The 18,503-nt window shown below is 51.9% G+C and carries 18 protein-coding genes; 11 read left to right on the forward strand and 7 right to left on the reverse strand.

Going from position 1 to position 18,503, the window contains the following annotated elements; translation table 11 throughout:
- Nucleotides 1–123: 123 nt before the first annotated feature.
- Nucleotides 124–1,041 carry a pyridoxal-phosphate dependent enzyme gene (locus WCC56_RS10545; RefSeq protein ID WP_424692326.1) on the reverse strand — a complete coding sequence of 306 codons (918 nt, stop codon included), beginning with the start codon at nt 1,039–1,041 and terminating at the stop codon, nt 124–126.
- A gap of 14 nt (nt 1,042–1,055) precedes the next feature.
- Entirely contained in the window at nt 1,056–1,886 is an 831-nt protein-coding gene (locus tag WCC56_RS10550; RefSeq protein WP_424692327.1) for an MBL fold metallo-hydrolase, read from the reverse strand.
- A gap of 309 nt (nt 1,887–2,195) precedes the next feature.
- Between WCC56_RS10550 and yjbD the strand changes: the two genes are divergently transcribed.
- Together yjbD and WCC56_RS10560 are read left to right on the forward strand one after the other, a co-directional pair.
- Complete coding sequence (gene yjbD / locus WCC56_RS10555) at nt 2,196–2,495, forward strand: DUF3811 domain-containing protein (RefSeq protein ID WP_424692328.1); 300 nt, start codon at nt 2,196–2,198, stop codon at nt 2,493–2,495.
- A gap of 260 nt (nt 2,496–2,755) precedes the next feature.
- Nucleotides 2,756–3,403 carry a metallophosphoesterase gene (locus tag WCC56_RS10560; RefSeq protein WP_424692329.1) on the forward strand — a complete coding sequence of 216 codons (648 nt, stop codon included), beginning with the start codon at nt 2,756–2,758 and terminating at the stop codon, nt 3,401–3,403.
- A 9-nt stretch (nt 3,404–3,412) separates the two neighbouring features.
- Here the strand turns inward: WCC56_RS10560 and rsmF are convergent, their stop codons facing one another.
- The 3 genes from rsmF to yebS form a co-directional block, all read right to left on the reverse strand.
- Complete coding sequence (rsmF, locus tag WCC56_RS10565) at nt 3,413–4,849, reverse strand: 16S rRNA (cytosine(1407)-C(5))-methyltransferase RsmF (protein WP_424692330.1); 1,437 nt, start codon at nt 4,847–4,849, stop codon at nt 3,413–3,415.
- Nucleotides 4,850–4,937: 88 nt separating this feature from the next.
- Entirely contained in the window at nt 4,938–7,574 is a 2,637-nt protein-coding gene (locus tag WCC56_RS10570) for an MlaD family protein (protein ID WP_424692331.1), read from the reverse strand.
- Complete coding sequence (gene yebS, locus WCC56_RS10575) at nt 7,543–8,787, reverse strand: membrane integrity lipid transport subunit YebS (RefSeq protein WP_424692332.1); 1,245 nt, start codon at nt 8,785–8,787, stop codon at nt 7,543–7,545. Before yebS ends, WCC56_RS10570 begins: the two co-directional genes overlap by 32 nt.
- A 221-nt stretch (nt 8,788–9,008) precedes the next feature.
- Here yebS and WCC56_RS10580 point away from each other — a divergent pair, with 221 nt between their 5' ends.
- The 4 genes from WCC56_RS10580 to htpX all read left to right on the forward strand — a co-directional run bounded on the left by WCC56_RS10580 (nt 9,009) and on the right by htpX (nt 13,492).
- Nucleotides 9,009–9,509 carry a GAF domain-containing protein gene (locus WCC56_RS10580; RefSeq protein ID WP_424692333.1) on the forward strand — a complete coding sequence of 167 codons (501 nt, stop codon included), beginning with the start codon at nt 9,009–9,011 and terminating at the stop codon, nt 9,507–9,509.
- Nucleotides 9,510–9,605: 96 nt separating this feature from the next.
- The gene (gene proQ / locus WCC56_RS10585; RefSeq protein WP_424692334.1) at nt 9,606–10,304 is read left to right on the forward strand and encodes an RNA chaperone ProQ; all 699 of its coding nucleotides are present in this window, start codon (nt 9,606–9,608) and stop codon (nt 10,302–10,304) included.
- 19 nt (nt 10,305–10,323) lie between these two features.
- Nucleotides 10,324–12,363, forward strand: a complete 2,040-nt coding sequence (prc, locus tag WCC56_RS10590) for a carboxy terminal-processing peptidase (RefSeq protein WP_424692335.1) — start codon at nt 10,324–10,326, stop codon at nt 12,361–12,363.
- A gap of 247 nt (nt 12,364–12,610) precedes the next feature.
- Entirely contained in the window at nt 12,611–13,492 is an 882-nt protein-coding gene (gene htpX, locus WCC56_RS10595; protein WP_424692336.1) for a protease HtpX, read from the forward strand.
- 62 nt (nt 13,493–13,554) lie between these two features.
- Here htpX and WCC56_RS10600 read toward each other — a convergent pair whose 3' ends face one another.
- On the reverse strand, nt 13,555–14,931 hold the full coding sequence (locus WCC56_RS10600; RefSeq protein ID WP_424692337.1) for an MFS transporter: 1,377 nt from the start codon (nt 14,929–14,931) through the stop codon (nt 13,555–13,557).
- Nucleotides 14,932–15,125: 194 nt separating this feature from the next.
- Here WCC56_RS10600 and kdgR point away from each other — a divergent pair, with 194 nt between their 5' ends.
- Nucleotides 15,126–15,917, forward strand: coding sequence for a DNA-binding transcriptional regulator KdgR (gene kdgR / locus WCC56_RS10605; RefSeq protein ID WP_424692338.1), 792 nt, complete (start codon nt 15,126–15,128; stop codon nt 15,915–15,917).
- A gap of 34 nt (nt 15,918–15,951) precedes the next feature.
- On the opposite strand, the gene WCC56_RS10610 is transcribed toward kdgR, so the two are convergent.
- Complete coding sequence (locus tag WCC56_RS10610; protein WP_424692339.1) at nt 15,952–16,188, reverse strand: YobH family protein; 237 nt, start codon at nt 16,186–16,188, stop codon at nt 15,952–15,954.
- Nucleotides 16,189–16,435: 247 nt separating this feature from the next.
- On the opposite strand from WCC56_RS10610, the gene WCC56_RS10615 reads away from it, so the two are divergent.
- From WCC56_RS10615 to WCC56_RS10630, 4 genes are all read left to right on the forward strand, one after another.
- Nucleotides 16,436–16,708: a YebO family protein gene (locus tag WCC56_RS10615; RefSeq protein ID WP_424692340.1), complete on the forward strand. Its 273-nt coding sequence runs from the start codon at nt 16,436–16,438 to the stop codon at nt 16,706–16,708.
- Between the two features lie 23 nt (nt 16,709–16,731).
- Entirely contained in the window at nt 16,732–17,736 is a 1,005-nt protein-coding gene (locus WCC56_RS10620) for an MBL fold metallo-hydrolase (protein ID WP_424692341.1), read from the forward strand.
- Between the two features lie 527 nt (nt 17,737–18,263).
- Entirely contained in the window at nt 18,264–18,434 is a 171-nt protein-coding gene (locus WCC56_RS10625) for a DUF2627 domain-containing protein (RefSeq protein WP_424692342.1), read from the forward strand.
- Nucleotides 18,421–18,503: cold shock domain-containing protein (locus WCC56_RS10630; RefSeq protein ID WP_424692343.1), on the forward strand; the 83-nt coding region annotated here is incomplete at its 3' end. The genes WCC56_RS10625 and WCC56_RS10630, both read left to right, overlap by 14 nt.

Genomic DNA, 18,503 nt, shown 5'->3' on the forward strand with positions numbered 1-18,503 from the left:
GTGCAATGGTATTCAAATCGCCGATATAAAGAGCCAGAAGAATGACTTTTCAGACGAGCTGAAAAGCCAAGCCACGATGAAATCCACCGTGACTCAGCCAATAAACATGAATATCAAAGCCACTTAGTGAGTTAACTTATAGTCCATCAGCATTTCACAGGTAACCGAAGCCCCGCCGCAAACAATCACCAATACATTATCCGTAGGTTTAAAGGTGATCCTGCTTTTATACAGCAATGACAAGGCTGCCCCACAGGCTGGTTCAACTAATACCCGATGATCGTCCAGAAACTGTTTACAGGCCTCGACCGTTTCATCATCTGATACCAGCAAACTCTTCACATCAAACTGTTGGCTGACGTGAAAGGCATTATCACAAACCTGGCTGGCTGCCAGTGTGGTGGCAATGCCGCTGACTTTCTCCAGGCGGACCAATTTTTTCGCCTGCATGGAGGCATTAAGCGAAGCCGTGCCGAAAGTTTCCGCCGCATAAACAGGAATGTTTTTCAGCTGATGCTTTTCCAGACCCAGCGCAATGCCAGACAGCAAACTTCCTCCGCCTACGGAAAGCACTACAGCATCTGGCATAACACCCGCTTCAACCACTTCATCAACAAGGGTGCTGATGCCTTGCCAGAGCAGCGGATTGTCAAAAGGGTGCACATAGACGGTGGTCGCGGAAGTCAGTGATAAGGCGTGATCGTTCGCCTCACTCCAGTTGCTGCCATGGACTATAAGTTGCGCGCCTTCCTGCAAAATAAGCTGTCTTGCCCGTGATGACGTTGTTTCAGGGACGACTACCGTAACGGGCATATTTAGCTTACGGCCACTGTGCGCAACGGCAATGCCGGCATTCCCCCCGGAAGAACTGATAAACGCTTTTGCACCCTGGTCAGCATAATACTGGCAGGCATGGCTGGCGCTGCGCAGCTTAAATGAACCACTTGGTTGGGCAGACTCCATTTTCAGCCAGACGTTACACTGGTTTAACTGGCTCAGGGCGAATGAAGGAATCAACGGCGTTTGCAGGGCGATAGTCATGCTGGGTGTTTTTCCTAAACAAATTGCCAGACAAATTTGTCGTTTTCTTTAGAAACGCGTCCGGCAGAAGAGTGATCGAAGTGGCAGGGAAAGAGGGTAGCATTTTCAGCAACGGCAAAATCCAGTAACCACTGGCGAGACTCCGCAGCGAGCGGGCCATTGCCGCAGAACATGGAACTCCACTGCGGATGAGCAACCTGAATGGCAGAATGCATGACATCGCCACAGAACACCACCGTTTCACCCTCCGTGACAAAGACAATGCTCATATGTCCGGGGCTGTGACCAGGCGTTGGATAGAAGAAGATGCCGGGCAGATATTCTGTAATTTCATCGGGTAGGGTGACCAGTCGGCGTGCGTCAATGATGGGTTGAACACTGTCATCAAATACCGCTCTGCGTGCCGCAGCGGCCGGAGAGGTCATATAGGTGACTTCTGCCTGGGGGCAAACCCAGACAGCGTTAGGGAAAGTGGGTATCCACTCATCGCCGTTGGGGACGGTATTCCAGCCAACATGATCGGTATGCAAATGGGTATGCAGCACATAATCCACATCGGCCGGATCGATGCCTGCCGCCGTAAGGTTCTCCATCCACGGAGAAGTTAACCGGTGGAAAAGGGGGCTGAACGGTCGGTCTTTACCATTACCGGTCGCGGTATCAATCAGCATAATGCGGTTAGGTGTTTCTACCAGCCAGCTGTGAACACTCATCTTTATTGGCACATCTGCATTCGAATCCTCACTCGAGAGGGGGAACAGTTTCCCCTGCGGCACGCTGAACATTTGTTCAGTCAGACGGGTGATTTTCAGTTTGCCAATAGTGTAAGACGCCTGCTCAGTCATAGTTGTACTCCGTTGTGGTAAAGCCGCCCGGACGTGCCGGGTTCTGACGCTGAATTATCCTTCAGGGTCTGACAGCGCAAACGCGCCTTGATTCCCCTTCAGAGTAGAGAATGATTTTTATACTCTGATGACGGTACATTCGGTTCAAACGCTTCCATCAGCTGTGCGAAACGCCTTGTTGAGCTCATAATCCTGCTAAACCCACAGGTTTTTACCCTTTATCTTGTTTATCCAGCGCCAACACTCTACCCTCAGTGGGCAAACGATACGCGAGTTCCGCGTCCACCGTTCTGGCCTGGAGCCCACTTGATGAAAAACGACAAAGAGATTTCGATCGATCAGTTTACCGAAGCTGAGAAAGAGCTGGTGGCGGCAAAGGTACAAGTCCTGACGTTGAAGATGAGTCATGTGCCTAGTAAGAAAGAAGAAAAGGATATTCTGAAAGAGGCCAAGCGCCTGATAATGAAAGACCGTGTGGTAAAGGAAACGACCAAAGCCGTGATAGCCAGGAAGCCTCGTAAGGCGTCTTCTGCTAAAGAAAGTGAAGTAAAAGAGTTCAACTGGTCAGCTTCACTGAGCAAAAACCCGCGCGCATTAAAAGCCAAATAGTGCCGCCAGCTACAGCGTCAGCAGGGTGCCAGACCCCGCAACCGGCGCTGTCAGCTTCACCCCACAATAATCAGATGCACCAGCCGCGCTAAAACCTCAATTATTAACAGGCTTCCTGCCGTTATTAACGACAGCGTGATGTAAAACTGTTTGCGGTTGCTCATGAGCGTGCGAAGTCCCAATCCCTGAATAGCCTATACTGTAGACGGTATTTCCTAAACGGACTGTCAATATTGTCGGTAAAAAGCTCAGGGTGGATCATGCTGTACCAATATCTTAACGGCGAGAGCTGGCGTCATATTTATCTGGTGGGCGATCTGCATGGCTGTAGAACCTTGCTGGATGAACAACTGAAAACCCGTCAATTCGACACGGAAAAAGATCTGTTGATCTCAGTGGGCGACTTAATAGACCGTGGGCCGGACAGTCCGGCATGTCTGGCGTTGTTGCAGGAACCCTGGTTTCGGAGCGTTCGCGGCAATCATGAAGAGATGGCAATCAGTGCGCTGAAGTGTGGCTTGCATAAGCAGTGGATGTTTAATGGCGGTGACTGGTTTTATCAACTGAAAGGCGTAGCAATGATGGAGGCAAAGCATGCCATCAACCGCTGCCGTTCACTCCCGCTCATTCTGCACATCCAACTTGAACAACGTGTTGTGGTGGTTGCCCACGCTGATTACCCAGCAGAGCATTACGCGTGGGAGGCAGAGGTCAACAGCAACGAGGTTGTCTGGAGCCGCCACCGTATTGAGCAGTTACAGAAGGGAAAAGGGCAGACCATAACCGGAGCCGATGCATTCTATTTTGGCCACACGCCGCTATCGGCTCCGCTGGAAGCGTACAATCAGCACTATATCGATACCGGTGCCGTTTATGGCAACCGGTTAACAGTAGTGCAGATCCAGTAACTTCCAGTCTTACGAAAACAATTTTCCGTCACGCACCAGTTCGCGAGGGTAGTTGTTTTTTATTCTGCTCCCGACTTTCTTCGCCAGGCCAATCTGCTGCTGCTGGCAGGTCAGGATCAACTCATCTGCCGGTAATTCCCTTTCCGGATAAATGTCCCGTCCGCGATACCACTCTTCTGCTTCAGCTAATGTCAGCTCAAAACGATTTTTTGCTTCGGGATTGGCCAGAGCAATCACCGCTTCATGCTGCCAGCGATAGCCTTTGGTGAACGTCTCTGCCAGTTTCAGGCCAATGCGTGAGAATCGCACTCTGACCAACAGCGGCTCAATGGCTAACGGGAACAACCAAATCTCTTTATCGCGCTCCCATAAAGTGTGTGTTTTGCTGTTCCAGCTGAGCCCGGACTTCGCTGCGGCTTCGATAATTTCCTGCTGCTCTTTGCGTTTTACCGGGAAGAACGGGAATTTCCCAAGCTTATAATGGGGAACCGGCAATGCAGGTAGGCTTTCCAGTTTACGCAGACGGGCAACGAAGAAGCCTTCACTGTCAAAAATTTGGGGGAAAACGTGCAGGAAACCTTCTGGCGTAGCGGCCTGTTCTGCGCCTGGGAAGAGGTCGTTCAGCGGTTCAATCTCTACAGCTTCAGGGTATTTCTGTTGTAGCCAGGCAATTACCTGCTGATTCTCACTGCGATTAAGCGTGCAGGTGGAATAAATCAGCGTGCCGCCTGGCTTCAGGGCATGAAACGCACTGTCGATAAGATCATGCTGTGTGGCCGCAATCTCTTCGGTGCTTTCCGTAGACCAGTTACGCAGCGCATCAGCATCTTTACGGATTACGCCTTCACCTGAGCAAGGTGCATCTAACAAAATGGCATCAAATATTTCTGGGAGCGCTGCGCCAAACACCCGGCCATCAAAATGGGTCATTGCGGTGTTGCTTACTCCGCAGCGGCTCAGGTTGGCATGCAGCACTTTAACCCTGCTGGCCGAGTATTCGTTGGCCAGGATCGCGCCGTGGTTACCCATTCTCGCGGCTATCTGCGTGGTTTTAGACCCTGGCGCGGCAGCCACATCCATCACCCTTTCCGGCTCCGGGCAGCCTGCAAACAGGGCGCTTACCGGCAACATTGAGCTGGCTTCCTGAATATAAAACAGCCCGGCGAGATGTTCAGCGGTGCTGCCCAGCGGCAGCGTGTCGGCATCATCACGGGAGATCCAGAAACCTTCTTCACACCATGGGATCGGCGTCAGCTGCCAGTGATAAGGTGCAACCAGTGCCAGAAAATCGACCACGCTTATTTTGAGGGTGTTGACTCGCAGACTGCGGCGTAACGGTTGCTGGCTAATGGCGATGAAACGATCGAACTCTGCAACGTCTGGCAGCAGTTCTCGCATCTGGTTTAAGAAAGAGTCGGGGAAGTACACGCGTGAGGAAGAGGACACTGAAAAATTCCGCTGGAAATAAGTAGGGCGAGTTTATCACATCCTGCCAGCTGAAAAAAAACGGGCAGCTCTAGGCTGCCCGTTCAGGTTAATTAGCGGGGAGTGCGGTTCCCCATTTACGCCAGTCTTTTGGCTCTTCATCTTCCAGCAGGTAATGCTTGCCAGACGTTGCCTGCGGAGCCAGCGGTATGGTCGGCGGTGTGGCAAAGGAAATGCCACCCTGAATAAACTGCTGGAAGGTGCCGGTTTTCACCACGCCCCCGATCAGGCCAAATTTCAGGTTATAACCGGAAGCCAGCCAGAACACCGAGTTGTTACGCACCAGATGCTGGTACTTCTTACTGATGCGCAGGGTGATCTGTACACGGTCTGCCATGGTGCCTAATGAAGTCCCCGTCACCGTCCCCACTTCAATGCCACGGAACTGCACCGGCGTTCCTACAGAGACAGAGCCGCCTTCCGGCGCATCCATCACCACATTCAGGCCATCCAGATAACGGGCGTCGGTAATCGTCGACTCTTGCAGATCGAAACTCCGTTGAGCACGACCTTTGCCCGGATCCACGTTGATATAGGGCTGCAGCAAGGTTTCCAGATGGTTAACACCGGCTGCCGATATTTCCGGCGAAACCACCGAGAAGCGGCTGCCAATACGAGCGAAGTCCTGCACGTATTCCGGATAAAGGACGCCTTTAGCGACAACCTCATTTTTCTGCTGGTTAAACGCCAGGCCTTCAATCTGACCGATGGTAATGCCCAGATAACGGATTGGCATCCCTGCAGCAAGTTTGGTGGCATCATAAGTGTGCAGAATAATCTGGCTGCCTACCGCGCGTGCGGCGGTTTCTGAGTTATACAACACGCGCTTATCTTTGCTGGTCAGCCCTGCGCCTGCACCGGTCAGGTTATCAAAGCTGATCGCACCTTTCAGTACGCGGTTAAGCGGTGAAGCCTCAACGGTTAAGCCGCTGCCGTTCAGTTGGACGCGCGCACCGCCTTCAGACCAGAACACGCTGTTGGCTGTCAACAGCTTGCGGTATTCCTGTTTGATATGCACCCGAACATCGAACTCATTGGCTTTCGGGATCACATCAACAATTTCACCCACCTGGAACTTGCGGTACAGCACGATAGATCCGGCCTGAACATCAGGCAGGCTCTTCGCAGTAAGCGTCAGAGTAGTGGGCAGCTGACTGGAGGTAATGCCTTCTGCCGCTTTCTCAGCATTGGCGTAAAGCGGATAGCTTTCTTTCACCTCTCCTTTATTTCCAGGATCCAGACGGATGCCGCCATCCACCCATTCTCTTGCGCTGGCACCAAGCACTTCCATGCCATCAATGCCTAACTTCACGTCAAGACGGCTGTTGATGATGAATTTACTGTCACCATGCACCAGCTTGCGATAGTCCGCAGCAATGGCGACAACAAAGTTCACGCCTTGCTCGTTCAGGGTGCGGCTAACGACCTGACCAATCTGCATGCCATGCAGCATAATTGGCTGGCCTGCATCAATGCCATAGCTCTCAGGAGCCGTTAGCTTTAGCTCAATCGAGTTGGGTTGTTGCAGCAGTGATTCATTGCTTTCCAGCACCTGATAATGATCCTGCGGGCTACCTTCTCCGGGGATCAGCTCCAGCGTGTTGCCAGTCAGCAGGCTGCTTAAACTGGTGTCGTTCAGGCTGATTTTCGGGCTGCGCATTTCAATGCGTGTGCCAGAGCGCATCAGACCGGTGACCGAAGGATCGATAGTTAACTCGCCGGTCACTTTGCCGCCTGGCTGTAACGTCAGACCGGTTAGCGTCCCGACTTCAAGTCCCTGATACATCAGTGGAGTGCTGTTGGCTTTGAGATTTTTGCCGCTTGGCAGATCCAGACTGATGATAACGCCGCGATGGCTGTGCGCTAAATCTGGATAAAGAGTGTAATTATCTTCGGATTTGGCCTGCCCAGAGTGCTCTGGAGAATCGAAGGCAATTGCCCCGTTGACCAGCGCCGCCACGCTTTCAAGCTGGACTTTCACGCCACTCAGTCCAACGTCGGCTTTTACACCAGACACGTTCCAGAAGCGGCTGTCTTTTTTCACCAAATTAGTGAAACGGCGCTCGATAAGGACATCCACCGTTACGCCTTTATTCCCCGGGTTAATGCTGTAGTCATAAACGCGGCCTACAGGAATTTTACGGTAATAAACCAGCGAGCCGGTATTCAGTGAACCCAGATCGGGTGTTTGCATGTGGATCAGCATCTCGCCGGTATTCACGCGATATTTTGGCTGAGTATCCAGCGCCACAAAGTTCTCTTTTGGCTGGCCTTTACCCGGCATCATGCCGATGTAGTTTCCGCCAACCAGCGCATCAAGGCCAGAAACCCCGGCCAGTGAGGCTTTAGGCGTCACCAGCCAGAACTGTGTGTCATCACGCAGCGCATCTTTCATGTCGCTTTTGATGCTGGCTTTGATTTTGATGGTGCGCAAATCATCTGTCATGCTGATGCCCTGCACCAGACCGACTTCCACCCCCTGATAACGAACAGGCGTTCTGCCCGGCACAATGCCGTCCGCCGTGGCGAAATCAATAATGATGGTGGTGCCGCGCTCCTGGTAATTGGTCCAGATGAGCCAGCCAGCGATCAGCAGCGCAATAAACGGCAACAGCCAGAACGGCGAAATTTTCCGCCGGGTGGTGAGGCGCGCGTTAGTCGATGTAGTCGGCGTTTCCTGTTGCATGTGCATCCCAAAGTAAACGGCTATCCAGCCACTCAACGGCAAGGATAGTGAGTATGACTGACGAGCCGAAATAGAAAGCTGCCGGTCCCATGGTAAAAGACAGAAGCTGATCGCGATTGACCAGCGACATAGTTAAAGAAATAACAAACAGATCCAGCATAGACCAGCGTCCAACCCAGGTAACGGCCCGCAGCAAGCGGACGCGGGTCTTCAGGCCCTGTTCACACTTAAAGTGAATGCTGAGCAACAGCGTCAGCAACACGATAATTTTGGTAAAGGGCACCAGGATACTGGCAACAAAGACCACAATCGCCACCGGAATATTCCCTGCACCCAACGACATAATCCCTGAAAGGATGGTGTCTTGCTGCCGGGATCCGGTGACATAAATAATGGAAATTGGCAGCAGGTTAGCGGGGATCAGCAGCACAATAGAAGCAATCAACGCCGCCCATGATTTCTGCAGGCTGAAATGGCGACGATAATAAAGAGGCGTGTGACAGCGTGGGCAACGGCCCCGTTCATCGGCAACACCTGTGTGGTGGCAGCTCAGGCAAACCTGCAGTTGCTCCCTGGGAACATTCGGGTGAGGCTGCGGATAAAAACGGTGCCACAGCTGCTCCACATTCAAATGAATCAAGGTCACCAGACTGAGCAACGTCAGTGAAATGAAAGCCACCAGTCCAAGGCCGGGAGTAATAGCCGCGTAGTCCTGCACTTTAATAGAGGCAACGGCGATCCCCACCAGATAAATATCGAGCATGACCCATTCTTTAAGACGATCCAGCATCAACAATACCGGGCGCAGGTTCATGCCTAATTTGTCGCCAAAATAGAGATAGGCAATAGATCCTACCAATGTGGCTGGCGCACCAATAGTACAAAAAGCCACCATCGAGGCAGTAATAACGTTGCCTTGCTGTGCCATCTGCATAATACCCGCCAGCAAACTGGCGTAAATATTGGTGCCAAGCAGACGAATGCTCATTAACGGTTCACTAAAGGCAAAAGGCATTAACAGCAGCATGGTCACGGCCATGGCGCACAGCCGGGTCATCGACCAGTCACGGCCATTCATAATGCGAGCATTACAACGTGGGCAGTGCGCAGACTGATTCGATTTAACATCTGGTAAGGAAAAAAGGGTATCGCATTGTGGGCAACGCTGATAACGTGCCTGAGGCAGAGCATGGCTAATGGCGTGTATTTTCATAATCCTGATTGTCTCAGGCCCAGGCAGCGCAGGTGCTGGGCAGGGTTAAGTTTTTTCGCCATAAAAGGATGATGACTGGTGCTGGTCATGCTTAAGGCTTCAGACTGACTAAGGGTATATTAACTAACGCAATGATTCACCTTGTCCGTCTGGGCAATTAATGCTTATTTTAGCAAGGGGCCATCATGGGCCTCATGACACGTTTTCACAATGGTTAAAAAATGACAAAAGCTGAGTTTTATTCGGACCTGAACCGTGATTTGCGTGCGCTTATCGCTGGAGAAACAAGTTTCCTGGCGGCGATGGGCAACTGCAGTGCGCTGTTATATGAGCGCCTTGACGGAGTTAACTGGGCAGGTTTCTATTTACTGACCGAAGCCGATACGCTGGTTCTGGGACCTTTCCAGGGCAAAATTGCCTGCGTACGTATTCCCGTCGGTCGCGGAGTGTGTGGCACGGCCGTTGCCGAAAGTCAGGTTCAGCGTGTGGATGACGTCCATGCTTTCCCTGGCCACATCGCTTGTGACGCTGCCAGTAATGCTGAGATCGTGCTGCCATTGGTAGTGAACGGACAGACAATTGGCGTGCTGGACATCGATAGCATCGAATATAACCGTTTCGACAGTGAAGACGAAGCGGGGCTTAAAACCCTTACTGACGGGCTGTGTGAGGTGCTTGCCGGGTCTGATGTGGAAAAATTTATTCACATGAAACGTAGCTAAAGCGCTGGATCACGTAGCAATTGCCGATGGGGTCATTATAATGACGCCTGTTCATGCCTGCGCTGATTGGCAAACCCGTTGTAATCAGGAAATTTCATGGAAAATCAACCTAAGTTGAATAGTAGTAAAGAAGTCATCGCCTTTTTGGCCGAGCGTTTCCCACAATGCTTTAGCGCTGAAGGCGAAGCACGACCGCTCAAGGTCGGCATCTTTCAGGATTTAGTCGACCGTGTTCAGGGCGAAATGAGTTTGAGTAAAACTCAGCTCCGCTCCGCACTCCGTCTTTATACCTCCAGCTGGCGCTACCTGTACGGCATCAAAGCCGGTGCAGTCCGCGTTGATCTGGACGGTAACGCTTGTGGCGTTCTCGACGAGCAGCATGTTGAACATGCGCGTAAGCAACTCGAAGAAGCAAAAGCGCGTGTTCAGGCACAGCGTGAGCAGCAGCAGGCGAAGAAACGCGAAGCCGGAGAAGAAGGCGCACCACGTCGTCCTCGTAAACCAGCCCGTAAACCTTCTGCCGAAGGTGAGCAGCCACGCCAGGTTCGCAGCAAACCTCAGCGTAGTGCCGAGCGCGCACCTTCCGCAGAGCGTCAACCAGCAGCCGTTCCAGCTCCAGCTCCCACTAAACCCGTTACCGATACCGCAGCACTGCAAGTCGGCCAGAATATCAAAGTCACCGCGGGCAAAAGTGCGATGGACGCAACCATTCTTGAAATTACCAAAGATGGCGTCCGGGTACAGTTGGCATCCGGCCTGGCAATGATAGTACGCGCAGAACACTTGCAGTTCTGATACGGAGGCCAATCAGGGCATGAACAATTTTTTCAGAACCACCGTAATCGCAGGACTGCTGCTGGCAGGGAACGTTTTCGCCGCCGAGAATATTACGCGTGCCGATCAAATTCCTCAGCTGCACCAGGAACCTCAGCATGCGACAGTCAGTGAACGTGTCACCTCACGTTTTACTCGCTCGCATTATCGCCAGTTCGATCTTGATAAGGATTTTTCCGTCAAGATATTCGAACGCTATTTGAATCTGCTGGATTACAGCCATAACCTGCTGCTGACCTCAGATATCGAACAATACGCCAGCAAAAAAACGACCTTAAGCGACGAATTAAAGTCCGGAAAGCTGGATGTATTTTACGACCTGTATAACCTGGCGCAAAAACGCCGCTTTGAGCGCTATCAGTACGCCTTGTCGGTGCTGAATAAGCCTATGAATTTCACCGGTACCGATACGATTGATATCGACCGGAGCAAGTCGCCATGGCCAAAAACCACGGCGGAGCTGAATCAGCTGTGGGACGCGAAAGTCAAATATGACGAGCTGAGCCTGAAGCTGACCGGCAAAGATGAAAAAGAGATCCGTGAGGTTCTGACCAAACGCTATCAGTTTGCTATCCGCCGTCTGGCGCAGAGCAACAGCGAAGACGTCTTCCAGCTGGCGATGACCGCGTTCGCGCATGAAATCGATCCGCACACCAACTATCTCTCCCCGCGCAACACCGAGCAGTTTAATACTGAAATGAGCCTGTCTCTGGAAGGTATTGGTGCCGTGCTGCAGATGGATGATGATTACACGGTGATTAACTCGATGGTTGTTGGTGGTCCGGCAGCGAAGAGTAAATCGATTACCGTTGGCGATCGTATTGTTGGTGTGGCTCAGCCTGGTAAACCGATGGTTGATGTGATCGGCTGGCGTCTTGATGACGTTGTCGCGCAGATCAAAGGACCGAAGGGCAGCAAAGTGCGCCTGGAAGTGTTACCAGCCGGGAAGGGCACCAAAACCCGCATCGTCTCCCTGACGCGTGAGAAAATCCGTCTTGAAGACCGCGCGGTTAAAATGACCGTGCAAAATGTTGGCAGCAAGAAGGTTGGCGTACTGGATATTCCGGGCTTCTATGTTGGTCTGACTGATGATGTGAAGGTGCAGCTGCAGAAATTGCAGAAGCTGAACGTGGATAGCGTGGTCATTGACCTGCGCACCAACGGCGGCGGCGCTCTGACGGAAGCCGTTTCCCTGTCTGGCCTGTTTATTCCAAGTGGCCCGGTGGTTCAGGTTCGTGATAACAACGGCAAAGTTCGCGAAGACAGTGATAACGATGGCATCGTGTATTACAAAGGCCCGCTGGTGGTGTTGGTTGACCGCTTCAGCGCCTCGGCTTCAGAAATCTTTGCCGCTGCAATGCAGGACTACGGACGTGCGCTGATTGTCGGTGAGCCTACTTTCGGTAAAGGCACCGTTCAGCAGTACCGTTCACTGAACCGTATCTACGATCAGATGCTGCGTCCTGAATGGCCTGCGCTGGGTTCTGTCCAGTACACTATCCAGAAGTTCTACCGTATCAACGGCGGCAGTACTCAGCGTAAAGGCGTAACGCCTGACCTGCTGATGCCAACCGGCGTGGAAGCGGTGGAAACCGGCGAGAAGTTTGAAGATAACGCTCTGCCATGGGACAGCATCAACGCGGCCAGCTACAGCAAGTCAGGCGATTTAACCTCGCTTGAGCCGAAGTTGATTCAGGACCATCAGGATCGCATCGCTAAAGATCGTGAGTTCCAGTACATCATCAAAGATATCGCGCGCTTCAACGCTATGAAGGACAAGCGCAATATTATCTCTCTGAACCTCGCCGAGCGTGAGAAAGAGAACCACGAAGATGATGCACTGCGTCTGGAGCGGATTAACGCTCGTCTGCAGCAGGAAGGCAAAAAGCCCCTGGCCAAGCTGGACGATCTGCCGAAAGACTATAAAGAACCGGATCCTTATCTCGACGAAACGGTCAATATTGCTAACGATCTGGCGCAGCTTGAAAAAGCGCAAACGCCGCCAGCCGCAGCAAAATAAACCCGAAGGGCACAGCAAAGTCTGTGCCCTTTTTTTTATCCTGCAGATTGTCCCTGTCGCCGATTTCATCCTGCTGTGAAAGCCATTTCACCTGACTCTCTCTTCTGTTGCCGCGAAAGATGCTTCAAAGTGTAAAGTTATGTCTTTTTAGACACTTAAAGTTTAAGGGTGCTTGAAATGTTTTGCTTTGCCCATAGGATAGTTATCCGCTACAAGCGAATTTGTTAACTGAGGAAGATGAAATTCTATGATGCGTATTGCGCTTTTCCTGCTGACCAACCTGGGCGTTATGTTGGTCTTTGGGCTGATACTCAGCCTGACAGGGATCCAGTCAAGCAGTGTACAGGGCCTGATGATTATGGCGGGTCTGTTTGGCTTCGGCGGTGCGTTTGTATCACTGCTGATGTCGAAGTGGATGGCGTTGCGATCCGTTGGCGGTGAGGTTATTGAGCAACCCCGGAATGAAACCGAGCGCTGGTTGTTGCAGACTATCGCTCAGCAGGCACAGCAGGCGGGTATCGCCATGCCGCAGGTGGCTGTCTATCATGCTCCGGACATCAATGCGTTTGCTACTGGCGCCCGTCGTGATGCTTCACTGGTGGCGGTTTCTACCGGACTGTTGCAGAACATGAGCCGTGATGAAGCTGAAGCGGTGCTGGCTCATGAGATCAGCCACATCGCCAACGGTGATATGGTCACCATGACCTTGATTCAGGGTGTCGTTAACACCTTCGTCATCTTTATCTCGCGCATTCTGGCGCAGATTGCCGCAGGCTTCCTGTCTGGCAACCGTGATGAAGGGGAAAGCAACAACGGCAACCCGATGGTGTACTTCGCCGTGTCGATGGTGCTGGAACTGGTGTTTGGTATCGTGGCGAGCATCATCACTATGTGGTTCTCGCGTCATCGTGAATACCATGCCGATGCAGGCTCTGCCCGACTGGTGGGTCGTGAGAAGATGATTGCTGCCTTGCAGCGTCTGAAAACCAGCTACGAGCCACAGGAAGCCAGCACCATGATGGCCTTCTGCATCAACGGTAAGTCGAAGTCACTGAGTGAGCTGTTTATGTCACATCCCCCGCTGGATAAGCGCATAGAAGCGCTGCGCAGCGGTCAGTACCTGAAATAACCGTTGGCTGAAAAGAAAAAACCGGGCAATCAATGCCCGGTTTTTTTATGCCTGAACCCCACTCAGCTGTTGGTGCCTGGCTGAGTCATTCGCATCGCACTGACCAGAGTTGCAAGCGTAGCGAAGCTGCCAGCCAGGAGTAAAGAGGCATGCGTGCCGTGGGCACCAAACACATTGAACATCAGTGCTACCAGTGCCGCGCCGCTGGTCTGGCCCAGTAAGCGTGCGGTGCCCAACATTCCGCTGGCGCCGCCACTTCGGTTGCGGGGAGCAGAAGAGATGATCGTGTGGTTGTTAGGCGACTGGAACAGACCAAAACCTGCGCCACACAGCGCCATACGCCAGATGATATTCAGATCTGAAGGCGAATCAGGCAGCAGGGCGAGTGAAAACAAGCCGGTTGCGAACATCGCCAGACCAATAGCACCCAGCAACCCCGCGTGATAGCGCTCTATCAGCCTTCCGGCAATCGGTGCCATAACCATGGTTGCCAGCGGCCAGGGTGTCAGCAACAGCCCGGTTGCCACTTCGTCACGCTGAAGAACGCTTTGCATAAAGAAGGGAAGTGAAACCATCGCCAGCATCTGTGCGCAGAAAGAGCAGACAGACGTGCCAAGAGACAAGGAAAAGATCGGGATGCGCAGCAGATCAACAGGCAGCAGCGGGAAGGCCATTTTTAACTGGCGGCGAATAAAGACGAAGCCAACCACCACTAAAGCCACCAGTTCAGCCAGCACCAGCTTGCCACTTTGCCCCTGAGCAAAGCCGCTCAACGCTGAAATCAACAGACCAAATGTCAGGGCATTCATGATGGCGCTGGGAATATCGAAGCGCTGCTCTTTGGACTTCTGAGTGTTGTCCGGCAGGAAGCGGAAGGCCAGATAAAGCGCAGCCAGGCCGACCGGCACATTAATCAGGAAAAGCCATTTCCAGGAGGCTACCGAAAGTACGGCGGCCGCAACGGTTGGCCCGGCAGCCGTGGAGACCGCGACAATCAGCGAGTTGATGCCCATTCCTCGCCCGAGGAAGCGTTGCGGATAGATTATCCTGATCAGCGCGGTGTTAACGCTCATCAGTGCGGCCCCCCCAAACCCCTGCAACACGCGGGCGAAAGTGAGCATTTCTAGCGAGCTGGAAAGGGCACAGAGCAGGGAGGTACAGGTAAATACCACCAGACCGGCCTGATAGATGCGGCGATAGCCAAGAATATCGCCCAGAAACGACAGTGACAGCAGCGAAATGATAATGGCCAGCTGATAGGCGTTCACAATCCAGATCGACTCTGCCGGGCTGGCGTGCAGCTCTCTGGCGATGGTCGGCAGTGCCACGTTGGCAATCGCGCCATCAAGAACAGCTACAGTGATACCTAATGCAATAGCCATGATTGCGCCATAGCGCTGCGGGATGGGCAATCCATCGGGTTGAGTTGTTTGCGGCATGGACCAAAATAGTCAGAAGAGTGAATATCATTATGCTAATGATTTTTTACCGACTATTCCATGTTGTTACGCAGCGAAAACTATCAGCAGATATGTCAGGGCAATTTACTTTATGAGCATTGCGCCTGTCAGACGGCTAAACGTATACTAGAAATACTGTTCCATTTTTTATAAAACAAAAATAAGGTCCTGTCATGGCGAATGGCGACGTGGATAAACAGCCGGATTCAGTCTCTTCGGTGCTGAAGGTTTTCGGCATCTTGCAGGCATTAGGTGAAGATCGTGAGCACGGCATCACCGAGCTTTCACAGCGTGTGATGATGTCCAAAAGTACCGTTTACCGTTTTCTGCAAACAATGAAAACGCTGGGCTATGTTGATCAGGAAGGCGAGTCAGAAAAGTATACGCTGACGCTAAAACTGTTCGAACTGGGCGCAAAAGCCCTACAAAATGTCGATTTAATCCGCAGCGCAGACATTCAGATGCGCGATATTTCCCGCCAGACGAAAGAGACAATCCATCTCGGTGCACTGGAAGAAGACAGCATCGTCTATATCCACAAAATTGACTCACTGTATAACCTGCGTATGTATTCGCGTATTGGCCGACGTAATCCGTTATACAGCACGGCTATCGGTAAGGTGTTACTGGCCTGGCGTGATCTCGCCGAGGTCAAAGATATCATGGCTGAAGTGACCTATAACCGCAGCACGCCCAGAACGGTGGGTAGCACGGATGAGCTGTTACCGATGCTGGAGAAAGTCCGGTCTCAAGGCTACGGGGAAGATAATGAAGAGCAGGAAGAGGGGCTGCGCTGTATCGCGGTGCCGGTCTTTGACCGTTTTGGCGTGGTGATTGCCGGGCTGAGTATCTCATTTCCGACTATTCGTTTTTCTGAGGAAGAGAAAAGCAATTATGTAGCGATGCTGCATCATTCGGCCAAAGTGCTTTCCGAGCAGATGGGCTATCACAACTACCCGTTCTGACCGCGAGGGCCAGATTTCTCTGGCCCTCATTAACTTAGTTATCTACCACTTCGGTGCTTTTCTTCAGCAATGGGCAATCGGTAACGCCGACTACGCCGCTGTCAGTGTGCAGATACTGTGCTGTAACCATGCCTCGGGCCGTCATGTACTGACACTGTAAACCCAACCCAGCCACGTTTTTAGAGCTTCCTGCCAGCACACCATACCCGGTGACCAACAAGGCAAGCCAGATAATGACCAGCAACGCAACGATGCGAACTAAAAATCTCATGTGTTCCCCTTTATAGTTTGTCAGGCAGCAATCCTGGCGTTTCCCCCGCGCTGCCAGCGTTTATCATAGCAGTAAGGTGTGAGCCTGTACGCAATTAGCAGTGAGGATACATAAAGCCTGAGACTTCGGCTGCGCGAAGGTTCTTAAATTTGTGTGAGCTGGCTATCAATTCGCGTCTGACCGGGTAGAATCTCCGCAGGTCTGCATCAGTCAGTATTGCAGTAACACCAGCACTTTTGAGGCATGTATGAACGAAATGACAAATGGCGCGATGGGCTTAGCATCGATGGGGTTTAGCGTGGCATTGGTGATTGTCGGGCTGATTGCGTGGTTTTTTGTTAACCGCGCCAGTGTGAAAGCCAGCCAGCAGGTCCAGTTACTTGAGGCCCTGCTGGAAGAGCAGAAGCGTCAGAATGTGTTATTACGCCGTCTGACAGATTCCGTAGCCGGTAAAGAGAAAGCGGCAGGCGTCACTGAGCCAGACAATAAAGACTTCACCCGACTGATCCCTGAACGCTAGCCCCCCCACAAGGACGCGTGACAATGGCCTGGAAAAATCCCTGGTACGATGCTGATAAGGCGCACCATACGCCTGAAGGATTCCGCAACCCTGAACCAGAGCTGCGCCAGAATGGCGATTTAAGGCGTTGGCGAAAGGAGCGTAAAGCGGCGGGCTTGCCTTTTCCGCCTGCAAAGGGATATGACAACTTTACCGCCGAGTGGTGGCAACGTGCTGACCTTACAGGCACAGACGATGCCATCTGGTGGCTGGGTCATGCCTGTCTTTTATTGCGTACCAGTAACCGCTACACGCTGATTGATCCGGTGCTGTCAAAAAGAGCGTCTCCTGTCAGCTTTTTTGGCCCGCAGCGCAAAACGCCTGCACCACTCGACATCGAGGAGTTACCTTCGCTGGATTGCGTGCTGATCTCTCACAGCCATTACGATCACCTCGATCGGCCCACCATCAAAAAAATTCTCAGGCGCTTCCCGCAGGTCGAGTTTGTGGTGCCACTAGGGTTGGAAGCCTGGTTTAAGAAAGCTGGGGCGATGAATGTGACTCAGCTCGACTGGTGGGAGAGTAAAGAAGTAGCCGGAATGGCCGTCCATGCGGTGCCTGCTCGTCATTGGAGTATGCGCACACCGTTCGATCGCAATCGATCGTTATGGTGTGGCTGGGTGATTAACGCTGGCGAACTGAATTTCTGGTTTACCGGTGACAGTGGCTATACGGAAAACCTACTGGAAATTCCGCGCAGGTTAGGGCCTTTCAATCTGGCCGCATTGCCGATTGGCGCTTACGCACCAAAATGGTTCATGAGCGGACAGCATATGGACCCTGATCACGCCGTCTCACTTCATCAGTCGCTGGGCGCGCCAGTCAGCATTCCCATTCACTGGGGAGTCTTTGAACTGGCGGATGAATCGTTGGATGAGCCGCCGAATGTGCTGTCAGAAGCGATGCAGACAGCAGGATTGGATGAAAGCCGCTTCCAGGCCTGGCGAATAGGGGCGAGAAAGTTACTGAGTCATATTTACCAGGAATAATCCTAAAACTGATAGTTTAACAATTGGCCAAAATAAGAGCAGTGCCTAATAACGCAAATAGCCAGATGGTACGACCGGTAATTAATTGATATTCGTGGGTGCTTTTAAATGGGGCAGGGGGGAATACAGTTTCCTGATTTTGGTGCAATTAAAAATCAAATTGTACCAACAGCTTCTTTTTATGCCCGCTTGTAGCACAAACGTTTATCCCTGGATTCGGTCAGGCCAATGAAGTTTTTTGCGTAAGCTATGCCATAATTATGCAACGAATTCAGCGCAGACTTCAGGATAGGGAATAGACTTCGGCAAAGTGGCAGGCTATGATGGCTCCTAAGGTTTGAGCGTGAATGAGGCCCGGCGTTAACGGATTTCGCGTTAAACGTTTCAGCTCTCCATACGTAATGTGCAATATGTGCCTGGTCCGTTTCAATTGTGTGCGACATCTCTATCACTGTTTAAAAATGACTTGCCATTAATAAACGAATATGTGATAACGCTTTTGGGTAAAACGAGGTACAGTTCTGTTTATGTATGGCATCTTCAGTAAAGAAGTTTTGAGTAAAGACGTTGACGTTGAATACCACTTCCTTGCCGAGCTTTTATATCGTGCCTCATGCAGTAACTTTTCTGGTTTTTCTGTACGTAAAGCCCACGGGCGAATAAACACTCTAAGGAATTTGCAAAATGGCAAAGATTAAAGGTCAGGTTAAGTGGTTCAACGAGTCTAAAGGTTTTGGTTTCATCACCCCTGCAGACGGCAGCAAAGA

This window comes from Erwinia sp., assembly GCF_049696395.1.
Lineage (GTDB): Bacteria > Pseudomonadota > Gammaproteobacteria > Enterobacterales > Enterobacteriaceae > Erwinia.